14 protein-coding genes and 3 pseudogenes are annotated in these 20,391 nt (G+C 47.3%); 14 read left to right on the top strand and 3 right to left on the bottom strand.

What is annotated here, in order from left to right:
- Nucleotides 1–11 precede the first annotated feature (11 nt).
- The 5 genes from BLS69_RS16285 (at nucleotide 12) to BLS69_RS32170 (ending at nucleotide 5,388) form a co-directional block, all read left to right on the top strand.
- On the top strand, nucleotides 12–1,001 hold the full coding sequence (locus BLS69_RS16285) for an SDR family NAD(P)-dependent oxidoreductase (RefSeq protein ID WP_091033414.1): 990 nt from the start codon (nucleotides 12–14) through the stop codon (nucleotides 999–1,001).
- A gap of 65 nt (nucleotides 1,002–1,066) precedes the next feature.
- Nucleotides 1,067–2,596 carry a nucleotide sugar dehydrogenase gene (locus BLS69_RS16280; RefSeq protein ID WP_256332352.1) on the top strand — a complete coding sequence of 510 codons (1,530 nt, stop codon included), beginning with the start codon at nucleotides 1,067–1,069 and terminating at the stop codon, nucleotides 2,594–2,596.
- Nucleotides 2,583–3,329 carry a class I SAM-dependent methyltransferase gene (locus BLS69_RS16275; protein WP_091033411.1) on the top strand — a complete coding sequence of 249 codons (747 nt, stop codon included), beginning with the start codon at nucleotides 2,583–2,585 and terminating at the stop codon, nucleotides 3,327–3,329. Before BLS69_RS16280 ends, BLS69_RS16275 begins: the two co-directional genes overlap by 14 nt.
- Before the next feature lie 585 nt (nucleotides 3,330–3,914).
- A complete protein-coding gene (locus tag BLS69_RS16270; protein ID WP_091033408.1) occupies nucleotides 3,915–5,045 on the top strand; it encodes a glycosyltransferase family 2 protein in 1,131 nt (376 codons plus the stop codon).
- 145 nt (nucleotides 5,046–5,190) lie between these two features.
- Nucleotides 5,191–5,388: a hypothetical protein gene (locus BLS69_RS32170; RefSeq protein WP_091033405.1), complete on the top strand. Its 198-nt coding sequence runs from the start codon at nucleotides 5,191–5,193 to the stop codon at nucleotides 5,386–5,388.
- 314 nt (nucleotides 5,389–5,702) lie between these two features.
- Here BLS69_RS32170 and BLS69_RS16260 read toward each other — a convergent pair whose 3' ends face one another.
- Both BLS69_RS16260 and BLS69_RS16255 read right to left on the bottom strand, forming a co-directional pair.
- On the bottom strand, nucleotides 5,703–6,227 hold the full coding sequence (locus tag BLS69_RS16260) for a DUF5412 family protein (protein ID WP_091033402.1): 525 nt from the start codon (nucleotides 6,225–6,227) through the stop codon (nucleotides 5,703–5,705).
- A gap of 17 nt (nucleotides 6,228–6,244) precedes the next feature.
- A complete protein-coding gene (locus BLS69_RS16255; protein ID WP_091033399.1) occupies nucleotides 6,245–7,138 on the bottom strand; it encodes an AraC family transcriptional regulator in 894 nt (297 codons plus the stop codon).
- Between the two features lie 114 nt (nucleotides 7,139–7,252).
- Between BLS69_RS16255 and BLS69_RS16250 the strand changes: the two genes are divergently transcribed.
- From BLS69_RS16250 to BLS69_RS16215, 8 genes and pseudogenes are all read left to right on the top strand, one after another.
- Entirely contained in the window at nucleotides 7,253–9,073 is a 1,821-nt protein-coding gene (locus BLS69_RS16250; RefSeq protein WP_176872737.1) for an ABC transporter ATP-binding protein, read from the top strand.
- Entirely contained in the window at nucleotides 9,066–11,027 is a 1,962-nt protein-coding gene (locus BLS69_RS16245; RefSeq protein ID WP_091033394.1) for an ABC transporter ATP-binding protein, read from the top strand. The genes BLS69_RS16250 and BLS69_RS16245 overlap by 8 nt, the downstream gene beginning before the upstream one ends.
- Nucleotides 11,024–11,292 (top strand): annotated as a pseudogene (locus BLS69_RS16240) (Rpn family recombination-promoting nuclease/putative transposase); the annotation flags it as partial. The gene BLS69_RS16245 and the pseudogene BLS69_RS16240, both read left to right, overlap by 4 nt.
- A gap of 346 nt (nucleotides 11,293–11,638) precedes the next feature.
- Nucleotides 11,639–13,519, top strand: coding sequence for a DNA helicase RecQ (recQ, locus tag BLS69_RS16235; RefSeq protein WP_091033392.1), 1,881 nt, complete (start codon nucleotides 11,639–11,641; stop codon nucleotides 13,517–13,519).
- A gap of 394 nt (nucleotides 13,520–13,913) precedes the next feature.
- Entirely contained in the window at nucleotides 13,914–15,956 is a 2,043-nt protein-coding gene (locus BLS69_RS16230) for a B12-binding domain-containing radical SAM protein (protein ID WP_091033389.1), read from the top strand.
- A gap of 400 nt (nucleotides 15,957–16,356) precedes the next feature.
- Nucleotides 16,357–17,466 (top strand): zinc metalloprotease, encoded by a 1,110-nt coding sequence (locus tag BLS69_RS16225; RefSeq protein ID WP_091033386.1) that lies wholly within the window; start codon nucleotides 16,357–16,359, stop codon nucleotides 17,464–17,466.
- Nucleotides 17,467–17,523: 57 nt separating this feature from the next.
- Nucleotides 17,524–17,880 (top strand): hypothetical protein, encoded by a 357-nt coding sequence (locus BLS69_RS16220; RefSeq protein ID WP_091033383.1) that lies wholly within the window; start codon nucleotides 17,524–17,526, stop codon nucleotides 17,878–17,880.
- Nucleotides 17,881–18,071: 191 nt separating this feature from the next.
- Nucleotides 18,072–18,404 (top strand): annotated as a pseudogene (locus BLS69_RS16215) (DUF4080 domain-containing protein); the annotation flags it as partial.
- Nucleotides 18,405–18,707: 303 nt separating this feature from the next.
- On the opposite strand, the pseudogene BLS69_RS31905 reads toward BLS69_RS16215, so the two are convergent.
- Nucleotides 18,708–18,852 (bottom strand): annotated as a pseudogene (locus BLS69_RS31905) (transposase); the annotation flags it as partial.
- A 57-nt stretch (nucleotides 18,853–18,909) separates the two neighbouring features.
- On the opposite strand from BLS69_RS31905, the gene BLS69_RS16210 reads away from it, so the two are divergent.
- Nucleotides 18,910–20,034 carry a GntR family transcriptional regulator gene (locus BLS69_RS16210; protein WP_091033377.1) on the top strand — a complete coding sequence of 375 codons (1,125 nt, stop codon included), beginning with the start codon at nucleotides 18,910–18,912 and terminating at the stop codon, nucleotides 20,032–20,034.
- Nucleotides 20,035–20,391 lie beyond the last annotated feature (357 nt).

The following is a 20,391-nucleotide window of genomic DNA, read 5'->3' as shown; positions in this document are numbered from 1 at the left end:
GGGATTCATCCATGATTCAAGGACAAACAATTCTGATCACCGGAGGAACTGGATCCTGGGGTCAAAAGCTGACTGAGGTACTGCTGGAGCAGGACCCGGCTGAGATTCGCCTTCTGTCACGTAATGAATACGCCCAGATTGCGATGCAGCGAGAGTTCAACCATGATCCACGTCTGCGATTCATCATTGGGGATATCCGCGATTATCGGGCAGTGGAAGATGCATGCAGAGGTGTGGATGTGCTCTTCCATCTGGCTGCGCTGAAGCATGTTCCGGTGTGCGAGGACCAACCTGATGAAGCGTTCAAGACCAATGTGATCGGTACTCAGAATATTATTCGGGCAGCGATACGTATGCAGGTTCCCAAAGTCATCGATGTGTCCACCGATAAGGCGGTAGATCCGATTAACGTATACGGCATGACGAAGGCATTGGGTGAAAAAATGATGATCCGTGCCAACTGGCTAAGTGAAGGTACTCGATTTGTCTGCATCCGTGGGGGCAATGTGCTTGGAACCAGCGGTAGTGTCGTGCCTCTGTTCCGTCGTCAGATCGATGAAGGCAAAAGCCCGACCATTACGGATATAGGCATGACCCGTTTTTTCCTGACGCGTACCGAAGCTATACATTTACTGCTTAAAGCGGCTGAGGCGGCTGTAGGCGGAGAGACTTTTGTGATGAAAATGAAAGCTTGCAAGATGACGGAACTTGCATCCGTCATGTTGGAACAGGCAGGCCGTCCATCCTGCGATTATAAGGTGACGGGAATACGTCCAGGCGAGAAACTACATGAAGTGCTGATCTCGCCCTTTGAAGCGCCGCGTACGTACCAATACGATGCGCAGTATTATGTGATCCTGCCGGAGCACAAGGACAAGAGCCTGACGGATCAGTACAGCAGTCTGCCTCGTGTGAACTTCTCCGAGTATCGCTCGGACAGTGACATGATGAACAAACCAGCGATTGCCCGGTTTTTACGTGCAGGCGGCTATATCGACTAGGGTGTGTCTGAAAACTCGTTCGGAGTTCTCAACACGCCCACCGAAGGGAGGCGGAGCGTTTGGAGGTGGAAGGAATGGAAGAGAGTCATCAGCCTGAGCAGAACGAAGGAAATGAAGAGTTACAGCAACGTAGCCTCATACAACATATTAATGACCGCTCCCTGAAAGCTGTTGTCATCGGTCTCGGTTATGTTGGTTTACCCATGGCCGTAGAGATGGCACAGGCTGGTTATCAAGTCCACGGGATTGACATCGATACTTCGAAGGTAGCTAAGCTGCGTGCCGGGCATTCGTATGTCATAGGCATAGAAGATAATGTTGTGCAGTCGCTTATGCAGGCTGGGTTATTCAAGGCAAGTGCTGATTATGCAGCGGTGGCACAGGCAAATGTCATTGTAATCTGTGTGCCTACCCCACTGACCGCTGAGCATCAACCGGATATCTCGTATATCTCGGCGGCGGTGGATGGCATGACTCCGTATTTGCAGGAAGGCAGCCTGGTTATATTGGAAAGCACGACCTATCCGGGCACAACGGAGGAACGCGTGAAACAACCGATTGAAGCGGTAAACGGCTGGCGAGCTGGAGAACAGTTCTACGTCTGTTATTCTCCAGAGCGGGTAGATCCGGGCAGTGTGCATTATGGTGTGAAAAATACCCCAAAGATTATTGGCGGTTCCACACCTGCTTGTCTGAATTATGGTAAACAGTTCTATGGCTCGTTCCTCAACGAAGTTGTTCCGGTTAGTTCAACAACGGTAGCGGAGACGGCAAAGTTGTTCGAAAATACATTCCGCAGTGTCAATATTGCCCTTGTGAATGAGCTGACCCCAGCCTGTGAACAGATGGGGGTAAACATCTGGGAAGTACTGAATGCGGCGGCAACCAAGCCATTTGGTTACATGCCATTCTATCCCGGTCCCGGAATCGGCGGACACTGTATTCCAATCGATCCGATCTATCTGTCCTGGGCTGCAAATCGTCAGGGATCGGAGTTGCAATTCATTCAGCTGGCGGATGCAACCAATCGGCAAATGCCAGAGAGAGTGGTGAAACGTGCTACGGAGCTGCTGGAGCAGAAGGGTGTATCTGTGCGGGGAGCACGTGTTGTACTCGCGGGTATGGCTTACAAAAAAGACATTGATGACTTGCGCGAATCGCCTGCGCTGGACGTCTTCCGGCTGCTGAGCGCAGCGGGCGCAGATGTGGTTTTTACCGATCCAATGGTGCCTGTCTTCCGCAAGGATGACGGTACAGTGCTTCACGCTAGTCCGGCGGTGCCGGAATTGTGGACAGGAGCTGATCTGGTGATCATCACCACGGATCATTCGGGATTTGATTATCAGGAGATGGCAGATCATGCAAAGCTGATTTTTGATACACGCAATGCAACGGCCGGATGCCACGGGGGAAATATTGTGGTGCTGGGTCAGCCTGTACGGCATGAGGCGAAGAGAGTTTACGAGCAACAGGAACGAGTAGAAGGGTCCGGGCAAAAAGAGGAATTCAAGGTGGCAGTCGAGGGCGCCGTAACTCGCCGTGAAGCTGCGATCGATCCCGACGAGGATCAGGGAGATGCCCATGGCAAATCATGATCGTGTAAGCGAACGCTATTACGGCGAGATTAATTCGGAAGATTCTCATGAAGCGACGAGAACGCGTATCCACTGGATGTGCCGTGAGGCAACAGGCAAACGCATCCTGGATGTCGGGTGCAGTCAGGGGATTACGTCCATTCTGCTGGCACGTGAAGGGTTTCGTGTAACAGGGATCGATCTGGAAGAAGAAAGTGTCCGGTATGCGCAAGCTGAGCTTGCGAAAGAGTCTAGGCCAGTTCGGAACAATGTCGATTTTCGAATGCTGGATATTACGCAATGGAAAGTAAGGGCTACCTTTGATACTGTGCTGCTTGGAGAAGTGCTGGAACATTTTGCTCATCCGGAGACGTTGTTGATCCAGATTCATCGGCTGTTGCAAGAAGATGGGACGCTGGTGGTAACCGTGCCGTATGGGTATCACCCGTTCTATGACCACAAGCAGACCTTCTATGCGGGAAGTCTGGCGATGACCCTGATGCCGTATTTTGAAGTCTTGAAACTCGAAATTCATCATAAATATCTATGTTGCGTGGCCCGCAAACGGCGGAGTACACAGCTGCATATGTCGCCGACTTTGGATCAACTGATGAAGTGGATGGAGCTGGATCATGTCCATTTTGCCGAAGTGGAACAAAATCATCTTCGCGTAATGAAGCAGCGCAAGAAGGCATTGGACAGTGCGGTGGAGCAGGTGAAACGGCTTCGTCGTCAGGAGAGTGGGGAAGGGTAGCGGTGTTGTTTAGTATGACGACAGAGCTATCCTATGTTCTAACGAATCTCACACGCCTTATTTAGATGATTTTGCAGAGATAGGAAATGTAACGAATCTCAGCGACGTTATTTCATCTGAAAGCTGCAATAAACGACGAATGGATGCCTATAATGCGAGAATAGCGGGTCTCAGATTCGTTACATTTTCCAAGTGGCTGAAATACACCATATAGCGTCACCTCAGTTCGTTAGCCAAGGTGGAAATGAAATGAATTCCGTGACCAATACTAAATACCAAATAAATTGGAATAAACATTTACACGAAACGGAGAAGCCCGAAAGAATTAAGAAGCTGAGCTAAAAGCGTTCTGAATGAAAGCTGCATCGGAAGCATATGCTTGGCCTTTATCCACGGATTTACCCTTTATAGAAGGATCAAAAAAATGGGGATAACACGATCGGAAGGTTGTTCTGTCATCGGAGTGTCCAGTGTAAAAATCTTTTAGTTCAACTTACGATAGTACTTTGTTCGAAGTATTTAACCAACGCAAGCAAATCGTTATGACATTTCGCAATACGCGTACGACAGGAAGGGGCTCAAAACGTGATCACCATCAGTCTGTGCATGATTGTGAAGAACGAGGAACGCACGCTGGCGCGCTGTCTGGACTCGGTTGCCGGCATCGCGGACGAGATCGTCATTGTGGATACCGGTTCATCGGATCGCACGATGGACATCGCTGCGCAGTATACCGACCAGGTCTACACGTATGAATGGAAGGAAGACTTTGCCGCAGCGCGGAATGAGTCATTCGCCAAGGCCACGCAGGAATATATCCTGTGGCTGGATGCAGATGATGTGTTGCTGCCCGCGGAACGGGCGAAGCTGGAGGTGTTGAAGCAGCAGCTTCCGTCTGAGGGGGAGACGGAAGCTGTGATCTTAAACTACACGCTGGCCGAGGGGGCGGAGGGAAGTCCGCTTGTGACGGACCGACGCCTTCGCCTGGTCAAGCGGGATGCCGGGTGCCGCTGGCATGGCCGGCTGCACGAGCAGCTCAGCTTCCCGCGAGGCGAAGTCATTACGGCAGACATTGCCGTCACGCACCGCCGCGAAGCGGGACATCATTCGGCGCGGAACGTGCGCATTCTGCGCAAATGGATCGCCGAAGAGGGCGTAGCCCAAGGTCGCCTGCTATTTTATTATGCAGGCGAATGTTATGACCGCCAGCGTTATGCGGCGGCGGCACGCGGGTACGCAAAGCTGCTGGAGCAGCCAAGTGGTTACCGCGAGGATCGCTTGATTGCCTGCGCGCGGCTAGCGGAATGTTATGAACGACTTGGCAAGCCGGGCCGTAAGCTCGGCGCATTGCTACAGTCGTTCCAGTATGATCTGCCACATGCCGACTTCTGCTGTGCCATTGCGGCCTGTTTTCATGAGCGGCAGGAACCAGTCTCGGCAATCTACTGGTATATGCAGGCGGTGGACGTGAGCAGCCGCGATCCTGGACTGCGCCCAGTACCAGAGGCCTGCCGCACTTGGCTGCCACATGCCCGTTTATCCCTTTGTTATGCTCATCTAGGCAACTGGGAGCACGCATTGATGCATAATACCAAAGCCCGTGAGTACTTGCCGAACGATCCTGGTCTGCTTGCCAATCGCCAGAAGCTCGAAGTGGTAGTGCGCAAAGAGATGAAGGAGCGGGAAGAACGTGGTGAAGTGTCACCTCGTAAGTAGGAGACGAGCTGGGACAGATGAGGACAAAGGAGTTTGAAGCGGGAGTAGAGATAGAGAAAATAGATTGAAATAGAAGTGAAAGGACAACAAAAACTAATCGTTGCTGTAGGATGCGATAAGACGGATCAGTGAAAATAAGGGTTGAGTGGAAATAGAGTTTAAGGCACAATTGCGAGCAGAAGCAGAAGCAGAAGCAGAAGCAGAAGCAGAAGCAGAAGCAGAAGCAGAAGCAGAAGCAGAAGCAGAAGCAGAAGCAGAAGCAGAAGCAGAAGCAGAAGCAGAAGCAGAAGCAGAAAGCAGAAGCAGATTAAGAGATATCATAGATATGATAGATAAATTATAATGCTGCCATTTGTTTAGTCCGATAGCTACGAAGTTGTTAGTGAACGAGCATATCAGACGAATAAAGTATAAGTAGTAAACGATAAAAAGTAGAACAAGATCAGCCCCGCTTAACCGAAAGAGTCGGTGAGTGGGGCTTTTTAGGCTTCTCGTGCCGCGTGTATCTCCTGTCATGATCTAATGAAGATTGGCATTTGGCGTAATTTTCACAAGGCATACAGAACGTTGGAACTTCTGACATGCGGTGCAGTGAGGATTACGCATTAAGATGAGACCTTGAGTGTTCAGAGCCATCATATTAGCTGCTAATTTTTTTTATTTTTCAGGTGACAGGCATCGCACAGACTGGTCCTTCGTTCGTAAGCTTTTGCACGCCCAGCCCCATCCATCATATATTTCGTCATCGATATTGAGGGTAATGGTCTCATCCGTGTACTCATTCCAGTTTTCAATCCGGAGTGTGTTTTCACTTTCCCATTCGAGATGGTTATTTCCGTGGTGCTCGGCACGATAGATCGTTTTTACCGCGGCGTCCTCAGAGGCATTTGTCTTTTTTACATCGACCCAGATTGTAACGCCGCCTGCCGCACCACCGTAAGGTACGCCGTAAATCTCGGCAGTATAGTCACCATTCCGTGAAGGCATGGAATAACTCAATTCCCCCAGCTCGGAACGGTCAAATGTAGAGAAGTATGGACGGAGCCAGAAATTTAGGAATATGGCAACAAACAGTACAAGAATCAATAATGTAAATGCGGTGAAAAACGGGTGTCTGCGTATCCAAGGTTTGCGAGAATCGGTATGAGATGAACTTGAATTAGCTTGAGTATTTGAGTCCATAAGCATCTAACCTCCACCTACAGTGAAATTTGCTTTGCAGGAATATATATGTCCATCTCTCCGTAGTGGTCCTGAGCCAGACTGCCATCAATTCTTTCAAAATAGTATGGATCACTCTTCTCGTACCCCGAATGGCTCTGCCAATATTCATCGATAAATGTCCAGACACTGTCCAGATGATCAATGTTGATCAGACTTGGATGGAAATCACAGACGAATTTGAATACGGCATACTGGTTGGCCGGGACCTCAATTCCATTCAGGTCTTCAGGGATATGATCCAGAGAGGTCACTTCTACAGACGGCTGATATGTACTGTAATCCTCGTTAATTTCATTGGTAAATCCAATATACACGTTAGGCTGCAACACATTAGGAATCGAATGAAAGTGTTTTTCAAAAAAGTCGTTGCCTGCTGAATTGGCTTCATAGTGCTCTTCATTGTCTGCATACCGAATGTGGGATCGTTGCCCAATGAGTTTCATAGCCGGTTTTCGTACATAAGTTGGTTTGAAAATATATCCATATGGAAGCATCGTGATCATGGACGAAGTCATGCGGGCTGTGAATTCAAGGTCTCCAGCTCCCTGTTTGCGATACTGCAGGGGTGTAATGCCGAAGGCATGTTTGAAAGCACGTATGTAGGATTGTTCATGTTCGAACCCGTAATGTCCGCTGATATCGATGACTTTCCAATTCAGGTTCACCAATTGCTCCAGGCTGCGTGCCAATTTGCGTGAGCGAATGTATTCTCCAGGCAATTGTCCGCTTACATGTTTGAACATGCGATGCAGGTGGAACTTCGATATATGAGTCACAGATGCCAGATGATCCAGCGTTAACTTGTCTTGGATATGGTCTTCTATGTAATCGAACAGCTTATCCAATGTGCCTAGCAAATCGTGTTGCATATCAATCTCCCTACTTCTAATTGTACTTACAGCAATAAATGTTCATTTTTTCCTTATCACCGATGATATCATAACCAAGTACATAATTTAATGACAAGATTGGAGAAACCATCCATGTTTGCTGACAAAAGAACTTATACAACGTTAGGCATGTTAACTCGATTATGGACATTAACGGGCAAGTACCGTATGTTCATCATTCTGTTACTTTTCGCCGCATGTATGGTCTCCCTGATTGAGGTCGGTTATTTGGAATCGATCCGAAGACTGGTCAAAGGCGCGACTGAAGCACAGTTTTCATTACTTTACTCAGGTTTGATCATAGGCGTTAGCATTGTCGTATTACGATTGATTGTAACCGCATTCATGACGAGGGTCGAGACGTTATTCCAGCAAAAGACATTATTGTCTGTGCAGTCTCTACTACTCTCCTCCCTTGGTAACACAGAGACACGGGATCTGGCACAATATCATACAGGTGACCTAACCTCCAGGATCTGGACTTCAGCCAAGGAAGCACAGAAGGGGATCAACCAACATGGCATTGAACTCGCAAAAAATATCATTCAGCTGATTCTTGCCTTTGCTTACTTCAGCTGGGTGAACTTGCCGCTGTCGTTGGCTATCATTGCATTTACATTGATCTATCCTCTTGTAACGGTAGGACTTGGTAAACGTCTACAAAGACAGCATGATCAGTTGAATGCCAGCGCAGCGTCAAGAGATGAGATACTAACTGAGATCATCCAAGCCCCAGTTGAGATCCGCAGTTACGGACTCGCGGGTTATGTACACCATCATTTTAAAGATCGAATGGATCAAGTGTTCAGACATACGATGTCTGTATCTGTGTTACAACGACTTTCGGAAGCAGCCGGACGGGTCTCGACGTATGGTGGCATGATTCTGATTCTCTATCTAGGCGGCATGCAGGTCCTGAATGGACATATGGATGTAGGCGGACTGGCAGCTTTTCTGGTAGCAAGCAGTCAGTTAACACGTCCCATTGAGTCGTTATCTGGGCTGTGGAATAATTTTATTGGTTCGGCTTCTCATGCGTCCAGGATCTTTGAGGTGTTGGATTTGGAGAAAAAGAACACGGTTGCGAATACCAGTACAAATACATATGTACAGTCCGATACGCATTTGGGGCAGCTTGAAAAGCAATCTAAACCAGCTAGCATCAACGTGCAGCATGTATCTTACAGGTATGCGGAGCAAGAAGAAGTGTTAACAGATATTTCTTTTGAGGCCAAGAAAGGAAAACTTACTGTTATCACGGGGCCGAGTGGGTGCGGGAAAACCACGTTATTGAAATTAATAGCCGGATTAGATACACCGGTTACTGGTTCGATTAAGGTCAAAGATCAGAAGAATTCACTGAAGGATATGTACGAAGTTCAGACAGCGCATGTCAATCAGGTGTATGTTCCGCAACAAGCCTTTATTTTCACAGGTACAGTGGAAGAGAATATTGTTTTTGGACAAGAGGGGATATCTGCCGATCAAGTAGAGGTTGCGGCCCACATGACGCTTGCACATGACGCGATTATGCGTCAATCGCTCGGCTATGGGACAGAGCTTCAGCCGCAAGGCGGGACGATGTCGGGTGGTGAGCTTCAGCGTATCAGTCTAGCCAGAGCGATGCTGAGAAACCCGGATATTCTCTTGTTGGATGAACCGACGTCATCTCAAGACCCGTGGCATGAGCAACGATTGAATGATCTTTTTGCCCGAATCACTGCTGACAAAGGCACAACGGTTATTGCCGTTACTCATCGATTATCGCTGATAGAACGGGCGGATCAGGTCATCTATATTCAGAAGGGACGCGTCGAAGATACGGGGACTCATCGTGAATTGTTGGATCGGCCAAACGGATATCGAAGTTATATTGCGGAGCAGGATACGGAAGTGGAGGAACAGCATGAGTAACAAGATCGAAGATACAGCATATACCGATGACGTTGAAATGAAGAGCAGTCATGAGAAAAGTGGAGCATATGAGATAAATGAAAATAATGAAAATGAAAAGTCTGAAATAGAAGCTCATCATCAGATGAACAAAAGTGATGTTCCAGATGATCCAAAGCAAGTTGTATCACTGAGAACAGTGTGGCCCGTTATTTTTCGCTGGATGAAGCCTTATGGATTAGCTGTAGTGATCTTGCTCATTTTTATCGCAGCAGATGCGATCTTCGATTGGGGACTTGCCTTTGTACAGGGATTCTTCGTAGACGCTATTCATAATGGGGGACAGGAGCAGCTTAATGCTACGGCGTTGATCTTTATCGCCATTCTGGCAGGATTTATCGTGTTGCTCGCGATGCATCGTTATGTGCTGGTATGGCTCAAGGAATCAATGCAACGGGACATGTCCATGGATCTGTTGAAACTGTTAAACCGGATGCCTTATTCTTGGGTGCGCAGACAGAAGTCCGGGGATGTGATGCTTCGCATCAAAGAAGACACCAAGCATGGTGCAGAAGTTGTGGAGGCTATTGCAGAGGGTGTTACGGTTGTATTCATCATTGCTCTATCGCTGGGGTACTTGTACAGAGCAGATGCATGGGTTGCGGTTATTGCCTTGGTAAGTGCAGGGGCAATCTGGTTCACGGCGAGGTTGTATGATCAGCGAATTGTACATCTGTCCGATGAGGTCGAATCCCGGGAAGGCGAGTCCCAAGAACAGATCCAGCAGTATGTTGAAGGGATACCGGTGATTCAGATGTATGATGCTTCACCGTGGTTTCTCGCTCGTTTTCGGACACAACAGCATTCACTGAATCGTGTTCAGGCCAAGTTACAGATGACTTTGAGCATGTCTGATAACGTAGCGATGGCAGTGTTTGGTCTGGCTCAATTGGCAGCGTTATTCCTTATTGCTTTGTCAGCGGCTAGAGGAACCTTGTCTCCGGGTATGGTTGTTGCAAGTAGTCTGCTGTTTGAATTGGTGGTGTGGCCAGTACTTGGCTTGTCCAGCCAGTGGAGTCAGATGCAAGCCAGCGTGGGTGCATTTGGACGTATCTCTGCATGGTTGAAATTGGCGGAGAACAAGAAGACAGACGCATCCAATACTAAGCACGAGGAGCTTGCACAGGGAATGTGTGGCCAAGATCAAGGGAATACACAAAAAGGGGCACATAAAGAGTACGAAGTTGCTATGCTACGTCTTCAACAGGTTACGGTAATAGATGAAAACAGTGATCGGACGATTTTGGATCAGATTACTTTTAATCTGGTTCCTGGTGAACTGGTTGCGGTAGTTGGCGCCAGCGGTGCTGGCAAATCTACTCTGTGCCAAGTGTGTGCAGGGCTGATCGAGCCAACAAACGGAAACGTATTGCTGGGTGATAAACATATTGCAGAGTATATAGAAATGGATAACCAATTCAGACTGACGTATATGCCGCAGACACCTACTTTTTTTACAGGAAGTATTGAAGAAAATATTCGTCTGAGTTCAGACGTTACATTGGACAGCGTGAAGCTTGCGGCAGAGCAGGCAGGTTTGCATCAATATATTGAGGCACAAGAAGGACAATACGCAGCAATGTTGCATGAGAAAGGGGCCAATCTATCTGGAGGCCAACAACAGCGACTGTCGCTTGCTAGACTCTTTATGAGGTCATCTGATCTGTATATTCTGGACGAACCAACGTCATCCCTGGATATTCAGACAGAACAGAACGTGATGAATCACTTGCTGAATTTTATGAAAGGCAGAATAGGGTTACTCGTCACACATCGCATGGAGGTTGCTCGCCAGTGCTCCCGCATCCTTGTGATGGAACATGGCCGAATTGCCGAGGATGGGACGCATGAACAACTGATGCAGAGGAAAGGATTGTATTATCGCATGAATGCAAGAGGCGGTGATACAACATGAATGAATCTGGGGTTAAGAAAATAAGGGATACGCTGGAGTTCTTGAGTCAGGATCGGGAAGCACGTCGTTTGTATGAAGAACGGCAGAAGTATTTGCATGACGAAGCTTCCATGATTGAATGGGCTACGGAAAAGGGCATAGCAAAAGGCGAACAAAAGAAGGCTATAGAAATGCGAAGAACATGCTCTCACTAGGGATCGAAGTTTCTGTTATTGCAAAGGCAAGCGGCTTGCCGGAGTCTGAGGTAGAGTCGTTAAAAGATTAAAGTGAAGTTATAAGGTGTGGTAGGTTCACCAGATGAATGGGTACGGGTACACTAGCATGATATGAGTGTGATTTGTGAATAAAAGTTTAATGCAATCGTTTTGCCTACCTATGGCAGGACGGTTGTTTTTATTTTGATGAAGAAGCTTCAAACGTTTTACAGTAAAACGCGGTTGCTCATTCGGGGCTGGGCCGTTAAACTAAAGGGAGCGGCGTTTGCTTGACGGACAAGTCATGAGAACGCCATTTTGTTGTCAAGGATGCGGTATATGAGCCGCTTTCGGATGTCAGAATCGGATCGGACCAAGCTGGTGGAGAAACACCGGTGATAAGTAAGGAGTCTTTACATGAGTGTGCAAACACCTACATTAGAAGAAGCGCAGGGTCTCCTGCAAAAATATTATGGCTACCCCGACTTCCGTGAGGGACAGAAAAAGATTGTAGCCAGCCTGCTCGAACGTGAAGATACGTTGGGTATTATGCCAACCGGGGGCGGTAAGTCGATCTGTTATCAGATCCCAGCCCTGTTATATTCGGGTCTGACACTTGTTGTCTCCCCGTTGATCTCATTGATGAAGGACCAGGTCGATGCGTTGACGACCGCCGGAATTGCTGCCGCGTATATTAATAGTACACTTAGCGGCAAAGAAGTGAATGATCGCATCCGCGCGGCGCAGCGCGGTGAGCTGAAGTTGCTCTATGTCGCGCCTGAGCGACTGGAGCTGGATTGGTTCCGCGAGGAGATGGGCCATTTGCCGATCTCTTGCGTTGCCGTGGATGAGGCCCACTGTGTATCACAGTGGGGACATGATTTTCGGACAAGCTACCTTGCGGTAGCGCCGTTTGTGGACAGTTTGCCGGAGCGGCCGGTGGTTGCGGCCTTTACGGCTACAGCGACGCCCGAGGTCATGGGCGATATTCTGCGGCTGCTGCGTTTGCAGGACCCGCAGACGTATGTGACCGGACTTGGGCGGGATAATCTGGCGTTTAGCGTGCTGCGCGGCGAGAGCAAGAAGGACTTTGTCCTGAATTATGCGCGCGAGCATGCCAGTGAGCCAGGGATTGTATACGCCGCGACCCGTAAGGACGTGGACGATCTGCATCAGCGTTTGTTGCAGGCGGGATTGCCCGCAGGACGCTACCATGCCGGGATGACGGACGATGAACGGGCCCAGAGCCAGGAAGCTTTTTTGTACGATGATATCCGTGTGATGGTGGCGACCAATGCGTTTGGGATGGGGATTGATAAATCGAACGTGCGTTACGTTATTCATAACAGCATGCCGAAAAATATGGAGGCATATGTGCAGGAAGCCGGACGTGCAGGCCGGGATGGAGAGCCAAGCCAGTGTATTCTGTTATTCGGGGCACAGGACATTATCACCCAGAAGTTCCTGATTGAGCAGAATCCGATGGAGGGCGACCGCAAACAGAACGATTACCGGAAGCTGCAACAGATGGTGGATTACTGTTACACAACGCGTTGTCTGCGCAGTGCGCAGCTGGATTATTTTGGTGAGGTGCATGACGATACGCCTTGCGGTATTTGCAGTTCCTGTACGGACGACCGCGAGCTGGTAGACATGACGATTGATGCCCAGAAAATATTCAGCTGTATTCACCGCATGCGTGAACGGTATGGTGTATCGCTGGTCGCTTCGGTGCTCAAAGGCTCCCGTGCCAAAAAGGTGCTTGATTACGGCTTCAACTCTCTGCCAACCTACGGCGTGATGGGCAATCGGACAGAGCGCGAGATATCGGAGATCATCAACGTGATGGTATCCGAAGGATATCTGATGTTGTCCGAGGGACAGTATCCGGTTGTACGTTTGCAACCACTTGCGGTGGAGGTGCTCAAAGGCCAGCGTGAAGTGATGCAACGTGTCGTCCGCAAGACAGCGGCGACGGCTTCGGGTACGAATTACGGCGGACGTCGTGGACGCGATGCAATGCCATCTGCGGTTAATGAGACGGTATTTGAACAACTTCGTCTGATCCGTCGTGATCTGGCGGCGAAAGAGCATGTGCCATCGTATATTATCTTCAATGACGCGACCCTGCGCGAGATGAGTGTGGTATGTCCACAGACAGAACGTGACATGCTGGATATCAAAGGGGTCGGCGAGGTCAAGTACCGCAAGTACGGACTGCCGTTCCTGGAGTTTTTCCAGAAGCAATCAGGAGAAGAAGTGGATACGGATGACGATGCGTTTTACGAGTATGAGTGAGTATGAGTAAGTGTGAATTGAGTATGAATTGTTATTTTTCACTTTCCAATCTTTGAAGTTGGTTGTCTTGTCTCTGTATTGTGGACAAATGGTGGCGAATTGTCTTTCAAAGGGTGGACATTGGTGTTAGAAATGGCTAACCGTATCGTATACTGCATGTAGTTTTAATATATGTGGTCCATACTGTATGTTGTGGTTTGAGTTTGGCGGAGTGTATATGTCTTTTTGAAAAGAGTGTCCACTCTTTGAAAGACAAAAGTTGGATATGTCCATGAGACATGGAATGGCTACTTCAAAAGAGGTTTAGATGAACAGCATCCGGGGCAGGATGGCTGTGCAGCTTTCTTTTTACCAAAAAAATATGGTCTGGGTGTCCAGGCAAAGGTTGTGAACCATGAAGGTTATTCTTTCTACATTAAATGCAAAGTACATCCATACCTCCTTGGCCTTGCGTTGTCTGAAGGCGTACAGTGAGAAGGATTTTGATATTGACCTGGCGGAGTATACGATCAAGGACCCGGTGATGAACATTGTGTCTGATCTGTATCAGCGTGGGGCGGACGTGATTGGTTTCTCATGTTACATCTGGAACATCGAAGAGACAATCAAGGTCATTGATAACCTAAAGAAGGTTATGCCGAACGTGAAAATTTTGCTGGGCGGGCCGGAAGTATCCTACGACACGGAATATTGGATGAATCGGATTCCCAATGTGGATTTCATCGTGATGGGTGAAGGGGAAGAGACGCTGCATCAGCTGTTGACGGAGCTGGAAGGAAGCAAGAAGTTCCACTTCGTGTATGGACTGGCGTATCGCAAAGGGGAAGAAGTCATTCTCATGCCAGGACGGCCAAAGGCGGATCTGAACGATCTGCCTTCACCGCACCGATTTGAAGAGGACATCCCGGAGCTTGGGAAGCGGGTTGTTTATTTTGAGACCAGTCGGGGCTGTCCGTTCAGTTGTCAGTTCTGTCTGTCCAGTATTGAAGTGGGTGTGCGGTATTACGATATTGAGCGGACAAAGTCGGATATTCTGTACCTGATCGAGAAGGGCGCGAAGCTGATCAAGTTTGTAGACCGGACGTTCAACATCAAACGGGATTATGCGCTCGAAATGTTCAAATTTCTGATCGAGAATCATCAGGGAACGGTGTTTCAGTTTGAAATTACGGCGGATATTATGCGTCCCGAAGTACTGGACTATCTGGCAGAGAATGCGCCGCCGGGCACATTCCGGTTTGAGATCGGGGTTCAGTCTACGAATGATCCAACGAATGAACTGGTGAAACGTCGTCAGAACTTTACCAAGCTGAGCCGGACCGTGAACAAGGTAAAAGCCAGTGGCAAAATCGATCAGCATCTGGATCTCATCGCCGGACTGCCGGAGGAAGATTACAATACGTTCCGCAAAACGTTTAACGATGTGTTTGCACTGGGGCCGGAAGAGCTTCAGCTCGGATTCCTCAAAATGCTGCGTGGTACGGGTCTGCGTCTGGATGCGGAGAAGTATAACTATACGTATATGGATCACGCGCCGTATGAGATTCTGGGCAGTGACGTGTTGCCGTTCAGTGACATCGTACGCCTGAAGCGGCTGGAGGATGTGTTGGAGAAATACTGGAACGCACACCGGATGGACCATACGCTGAAGTATCTGATGGAGCAGGAGTTCAACTCACCGTTTGATTTCTTCCAGGCGTTTGGGGATTATTGGGAAGGTCAGGGTTGGCAGAAGATTGGGCACCAACTGGAGGATCTGTTTACTCGTCTGCACAGCTTCCTGGAGTCGCGGAATACGCCGCATATGGATATCGTGCTCGGCCTGATGAAGCTCGACTATTTCCTCGGACACAAATACAAACCACGCAAAATCTGGTGGGAAGATCCGCTCCAGAAAGACCAGTGGGCGGGTTATATGAAAACGTTGGCTGAACGTCCGGAAGACGTTCGATTGCCACGTGTTGCCGGTGCCGCAGGCACGGCATGGCTGGAAAGCAGCGGCACGGGTCCGAGTGCCGCTGCGGGAAGTTCGGCTGCTGCCGGGGAAGACTCTGCCGCGGATGCGGCGGGTGTGATCGGCAGCGAAGCCGGGGGTGCAGCGTCGCTTGCTTCGGGCGACGCAACAGGGTCCGCCGCGGATGGAGCGGCGGACGGGGAAGACGGCAACGCTTCGCGTGCGTTGCCGATGACCTCGGCCATGACCGCACAGACGGTCATGGGTGCCCGTGCTTTCGCCGACCTTGGTCTCGGCGAAAAGGAACTGCAGAAGCACACCGTATTGGATGTGCTTCCGTTCCGGCTTGAGCGTGTGCTAGCTGGCGCCAGCCCGCTTGCCGCGAAAGGTCGGACGCTGCTGGTCGTTGTGTACCAGCAGCATGAAGGGCAGCAGGCGCAGTATTACACGCTGCCGCTGGGAGAAGAAGCCGCTGCTATGTAGGTGCAGCGGCCTGAGATAAGCTGCATGGGCTAATTATTGCCATACAGCAAGAGGAAGCGCCACGACTATGAGGTCGTGGCGCTTTTTTTGCGTGCATCACGGCGTCGCACCCGTGATGCTGCTGCAATGATGAGCACCGCGGTTATTCAAACGCGGTGCAACCCAATGGAACTTAAAAAGGATGACCCCTGTAGAGTACGAGGGCACTGAAAAAGTCCCTAGTACAATTAAGGGAGCCCTACCTCGATAAATCGAGATAGGGCTCGCTGTTTTTATTTTATAATAATTGTGGGTATTTATAGCAGAAAACACTTTTTTTACATAGAGCATTGACATTTTGATATGACTATCATTACAGTTAACTTATGGTAATAAAATCCATTATTTAAGAGGTGTTTACATGAAACATATTAAGAAAGCATTATTACTGTGCGGTCTAGCAGGAATGTTGTTTAGTAACTTACAAGCTTATGCGACTCCAGTAACTGGTTACTCTTGGGGAAGCAGAAATATAACTTATCAAAACAATGGGACCAATAATGTCTACACCAATATATGGACACATGCTAGAGATGAGTGGAATCTTTCTACTGATGTCTTTATAAAAGCTGGGACCAATTCTAAGTTTACTACAGGCAATAAATCTGACAGTGGTGTTACTTGGGACGGATTTGCACAGTGGACCACTAGTATTATAACCGGAAATTATTCCACCATGAAGACATGGGTTAATACATACTATACAGCTCAAAGTCATTACACTACAGATCATGTAAAGGGCATCGCAACTCATGAATTTGGTCATGCTCTTGGGTTGGATCACGCTCCATTTGGTAACCCTACCGTTATGACTCCCAATACATTTGAACGTAATTCTTCTGGAACTCTAATTGACGGACGTCCAAACAAGTCGCCAACTTCATGGGACATTAATACCATTAATGTTATCTATAACAATAACTTTGCTAGCGTGCAGAATGATGAACCTGTGTTAGATGTTCCTGATAATGTTTTGGAAAAGGTTCAAACCACACAAAAAGACTTAAAAATAAATCATTATTCCTGGGCTATCGGCTATAGCACCCTTGAAGCTCGTGCACATGATGCCGATGTTATTGTGAGTGGAATGGTTAAAAACAAACTTAGTCCTCTCATCAAAAATGATGGTGAAACAGAGGAAGCATTTTACCAATCGGAGGTAGCTATAGATAATGTCATCAAAGGAGAAGTTTCAGAGGGAGATCTAATTAATCTACGACAAATTGGCGGAGAGACGGATACGTCCATTATTTATCATGAGCATTCTACCGAACTCCAAGAAGGTACAGAAGTATTATTGTATCTAAAAAAGATTGATGATAATGTATTCATTCCTATTAACGAGGATGAAAGTATCTTTATTAAACAGGATGAAAAATCGTTTAAAGTGGCTGATAGCTCGTATAAAAATCTTTACGATAATCGTTTAGTTACTCTTGACGAAGTTTCAACTTCCGCTTTCGGTAAATAAAAGTTCAAGGTCAAGGCCCCGTTGAAATAGGGGCCTTCGTCTATCTATGGAGGAAATATGAAAAGAAAATTGCTATTTATACCTGTCATTTCTTTGATTTTACTTTTGTTCGGGTGTTCATCGTCCTCTGGAAGTTTTGCTTCAGATAAAATGATAAAATTAAAGGAAGAAGTCTATATTACAAGCAATGACACCATTACAGAGGATGAACTAGATGAACAAATAGGTGAGATAGAGATATCCTCAACGAATGAGAGTGATCATGATGATGAGAACATTATAAGTTCCAACACATACAAAGTAGGTACAAAACTATTTAAAATTAAACACGAAAACAGTACAGATATGATTGCTGTAGAAGATTCTAAAACGAGATATCTCATCGCCTATAATAACAAGTATACAAAAAAATAGTATATTTGATGAACTGAAGGGCCCTACAGTCTGAGATAAATAGTAACACCTCCGAGAGAGTGCAATCCGATCGTAAGATACGGAGCCCAATTTTGGAGGTGTTTTTACGTGTTAGATGGTGAAGTAGGGAGAGTTTATCACAGGGGGACTATGGTTAATTTACGGATGATTTGTGCGGTTAGACTTGATCTATAGACCATACGCTGAAGTATCTGATGGAGCAGGAATTTAACTCGCCGTTTGACTTCTTCCAGGCGTTCGGGGATTACTGGGAGGGTCAGGGCTGGCAGAAGATCGGTCACCAGCTGGAGGATCTGTTCACCCGTCTGCACAGCTTCCTGAAGTCGCGCAGAACGCCGCATATGGATGTCGTGCTCGGCTTGATGAAGCTGGACTATTTCCTCGGCCACAAGTACAAACCACGCAAAATCTGGTGGGAAGATCCACTCCAGAAAGATCAGTGGGCGGGTTATATGAAGACCCTGGCTGAACGTCCGGAAGACGTTCGCCTGCCGCGCATTGCCGGTGCCTCAGGCACGGCATGGCTGGAAAGCAGCGGTACGAGTGCGACTGCCGCTGCGGGAAGTTAGCAGAAGATGGAAACATGTTAAATATATTTTGGATAGAGATTTGAAAGCTATTCAAAAGAAGAGGGTACTGCGCCTAACAAGATAATCAAGCTGCGGATCCTTACGGAGCCTTTAGAAGAGGGTATTTTATCAAAGATCAAATACATAAAATTTTGTTTGGAGATATTAGTAATGATGGAGAACATTGTGATTGCGTGTTTGTTCCTTCAAGTAACACAAGTAATAAATATAGAACTCTAAGATAAACGGGAATCGGCTGTCGACTAAGGGCCTGTTATTCCATGCCCCTACCATGGGGTCTAATTGTAAGCAGAGGTCTGACACAGTAGACTTGGAAAACTCCATGCCACAGAAGTTCGTCGGTAATCTCAGTAACTTTGCGAATTACTTCTTGTGTAATATACTTAGTATATTAATAATATGATGTCAGGGTGGTTTTGTGGAATTGCATTTATACGAGCAGATATATATCTATATTGTACAAGAGATTAAAGAAGGTCGTTTAAAAGAAGGAGACCGAGTCTCTTCTGAAAAAGAGTTGGCTGAACAATTTGGCGTCAGTCGTATTACATCTAAAAAGGCTCTGGAGAAATTGGCGGATTCTGGGGTTATCAAACGAATACAAGGAAAAGGTTCATATGTGGCTGATGGTATAATTGGAGGACAAGAACCGAAGCATTATTCAGAGGTAAGAACGACTTTGGTTCCTGAGGATGATAAGCGGTTGATCGGGTTTATTATACCGAATTTTTCTGACGAGTTTGGCCTACAACTTCTTAGATCGATGGAAAAGCGGAGTGCTGAGCATAATTATCAACTCATTATCAAGCGAACTTGCGGGGATCGGGATGAGGAAAAACGCGCGATCGACTTATTTATTGGTTTGGGCATCAAAGGATTAATCGTGACCCCCATTCATGGTCAACACTATAATTCGGAGCTGCTTCGACTTGTATTGGATCGGTTTCCAATTGTTTTGGTCGATAGATACCTAAAAGGAATTCCGGTTTGTTCGGTGTACACAGACAATCAGAAAGCAGCCATGGATCTTACACGTCATCTGATCAGCAAAGGTCATAAAAAAATTGCCTTTTTATCTCCGCCGGAAGAGAACACTTCAACATTGGAGGAAAGGCTGCTCGGGTATACGTTTGCCTTCACCCAAGAAGGAATGAACTTGAACAAAGATTATGTATTGACGAACTTGAAGGGTACCCTTCCCATAAACATAAACGGAACAGCGATTGAACGTGATAAAGAAACAGTAGAGCATTTTTTGAAACAACACCCTGATGTAAAGGCGTTTGTCGCGTCGGAATTTCTAATAGCTACCATGCTGGCTCAGGTCATCAACTCGATGGGGAAATCTTTGGAGGAATTCGAGATTGTTTGTTTCGACTCCCTGAACGATTACCTAGGTCAACCCATCTTCACTCATATTAAGCAGGATGAGAAGCAGATGGGTGAATTGGCAGTGGATATGCTCATCTCTCAGTTGCATGGAACAGCAGTTCCCGAGCTAAACATTATTGATCATCGTATGGTCGTTAAAAATAACAGGTAGGGTTAATACAAGCACAGCTCAACAAAAGCTAGGATATTGTTCAATGTGTCGAGAAGTCTCCAGGGGCTTTTCGGCCTTTTTTTGATATCAGAAAGTATAAACTTCGAAGCATGGACCTTCCTGATCTCGCTAGAAAAACGTCTTCTAAACGCGGTCTGTCTTCTGTGAAGTAGCCATACATCAATGTCGTAATATTGCAATTGACACGCTGCATGACGTCATATTAACATACTTAGTATAACTAGTGGATTCCTTATAACAAATTCACTTTGTTCATCATTTTCTGTTTTGCATAGTTTATGTCACCAATGTTGTTAGCGCTTACATAAAATGTGGATTTATCGGAAAATGAAGTGG

Origin of the sequence: Paenibacillus sp. CF095 (genome assembly GCF_900101225.1) — a bacterium.
Taxonomy (GTDB): domain Bacteria; phylum Bacillota; class Bacilli; order Paenibacillales; family Paenibacillaceae; genus Paenibacillus.
The sequence above is the reverse complement of the archived record's forward strand: the minus strand, read 5'-3'. Positions and strand labels throughout refer to the sequence as shown.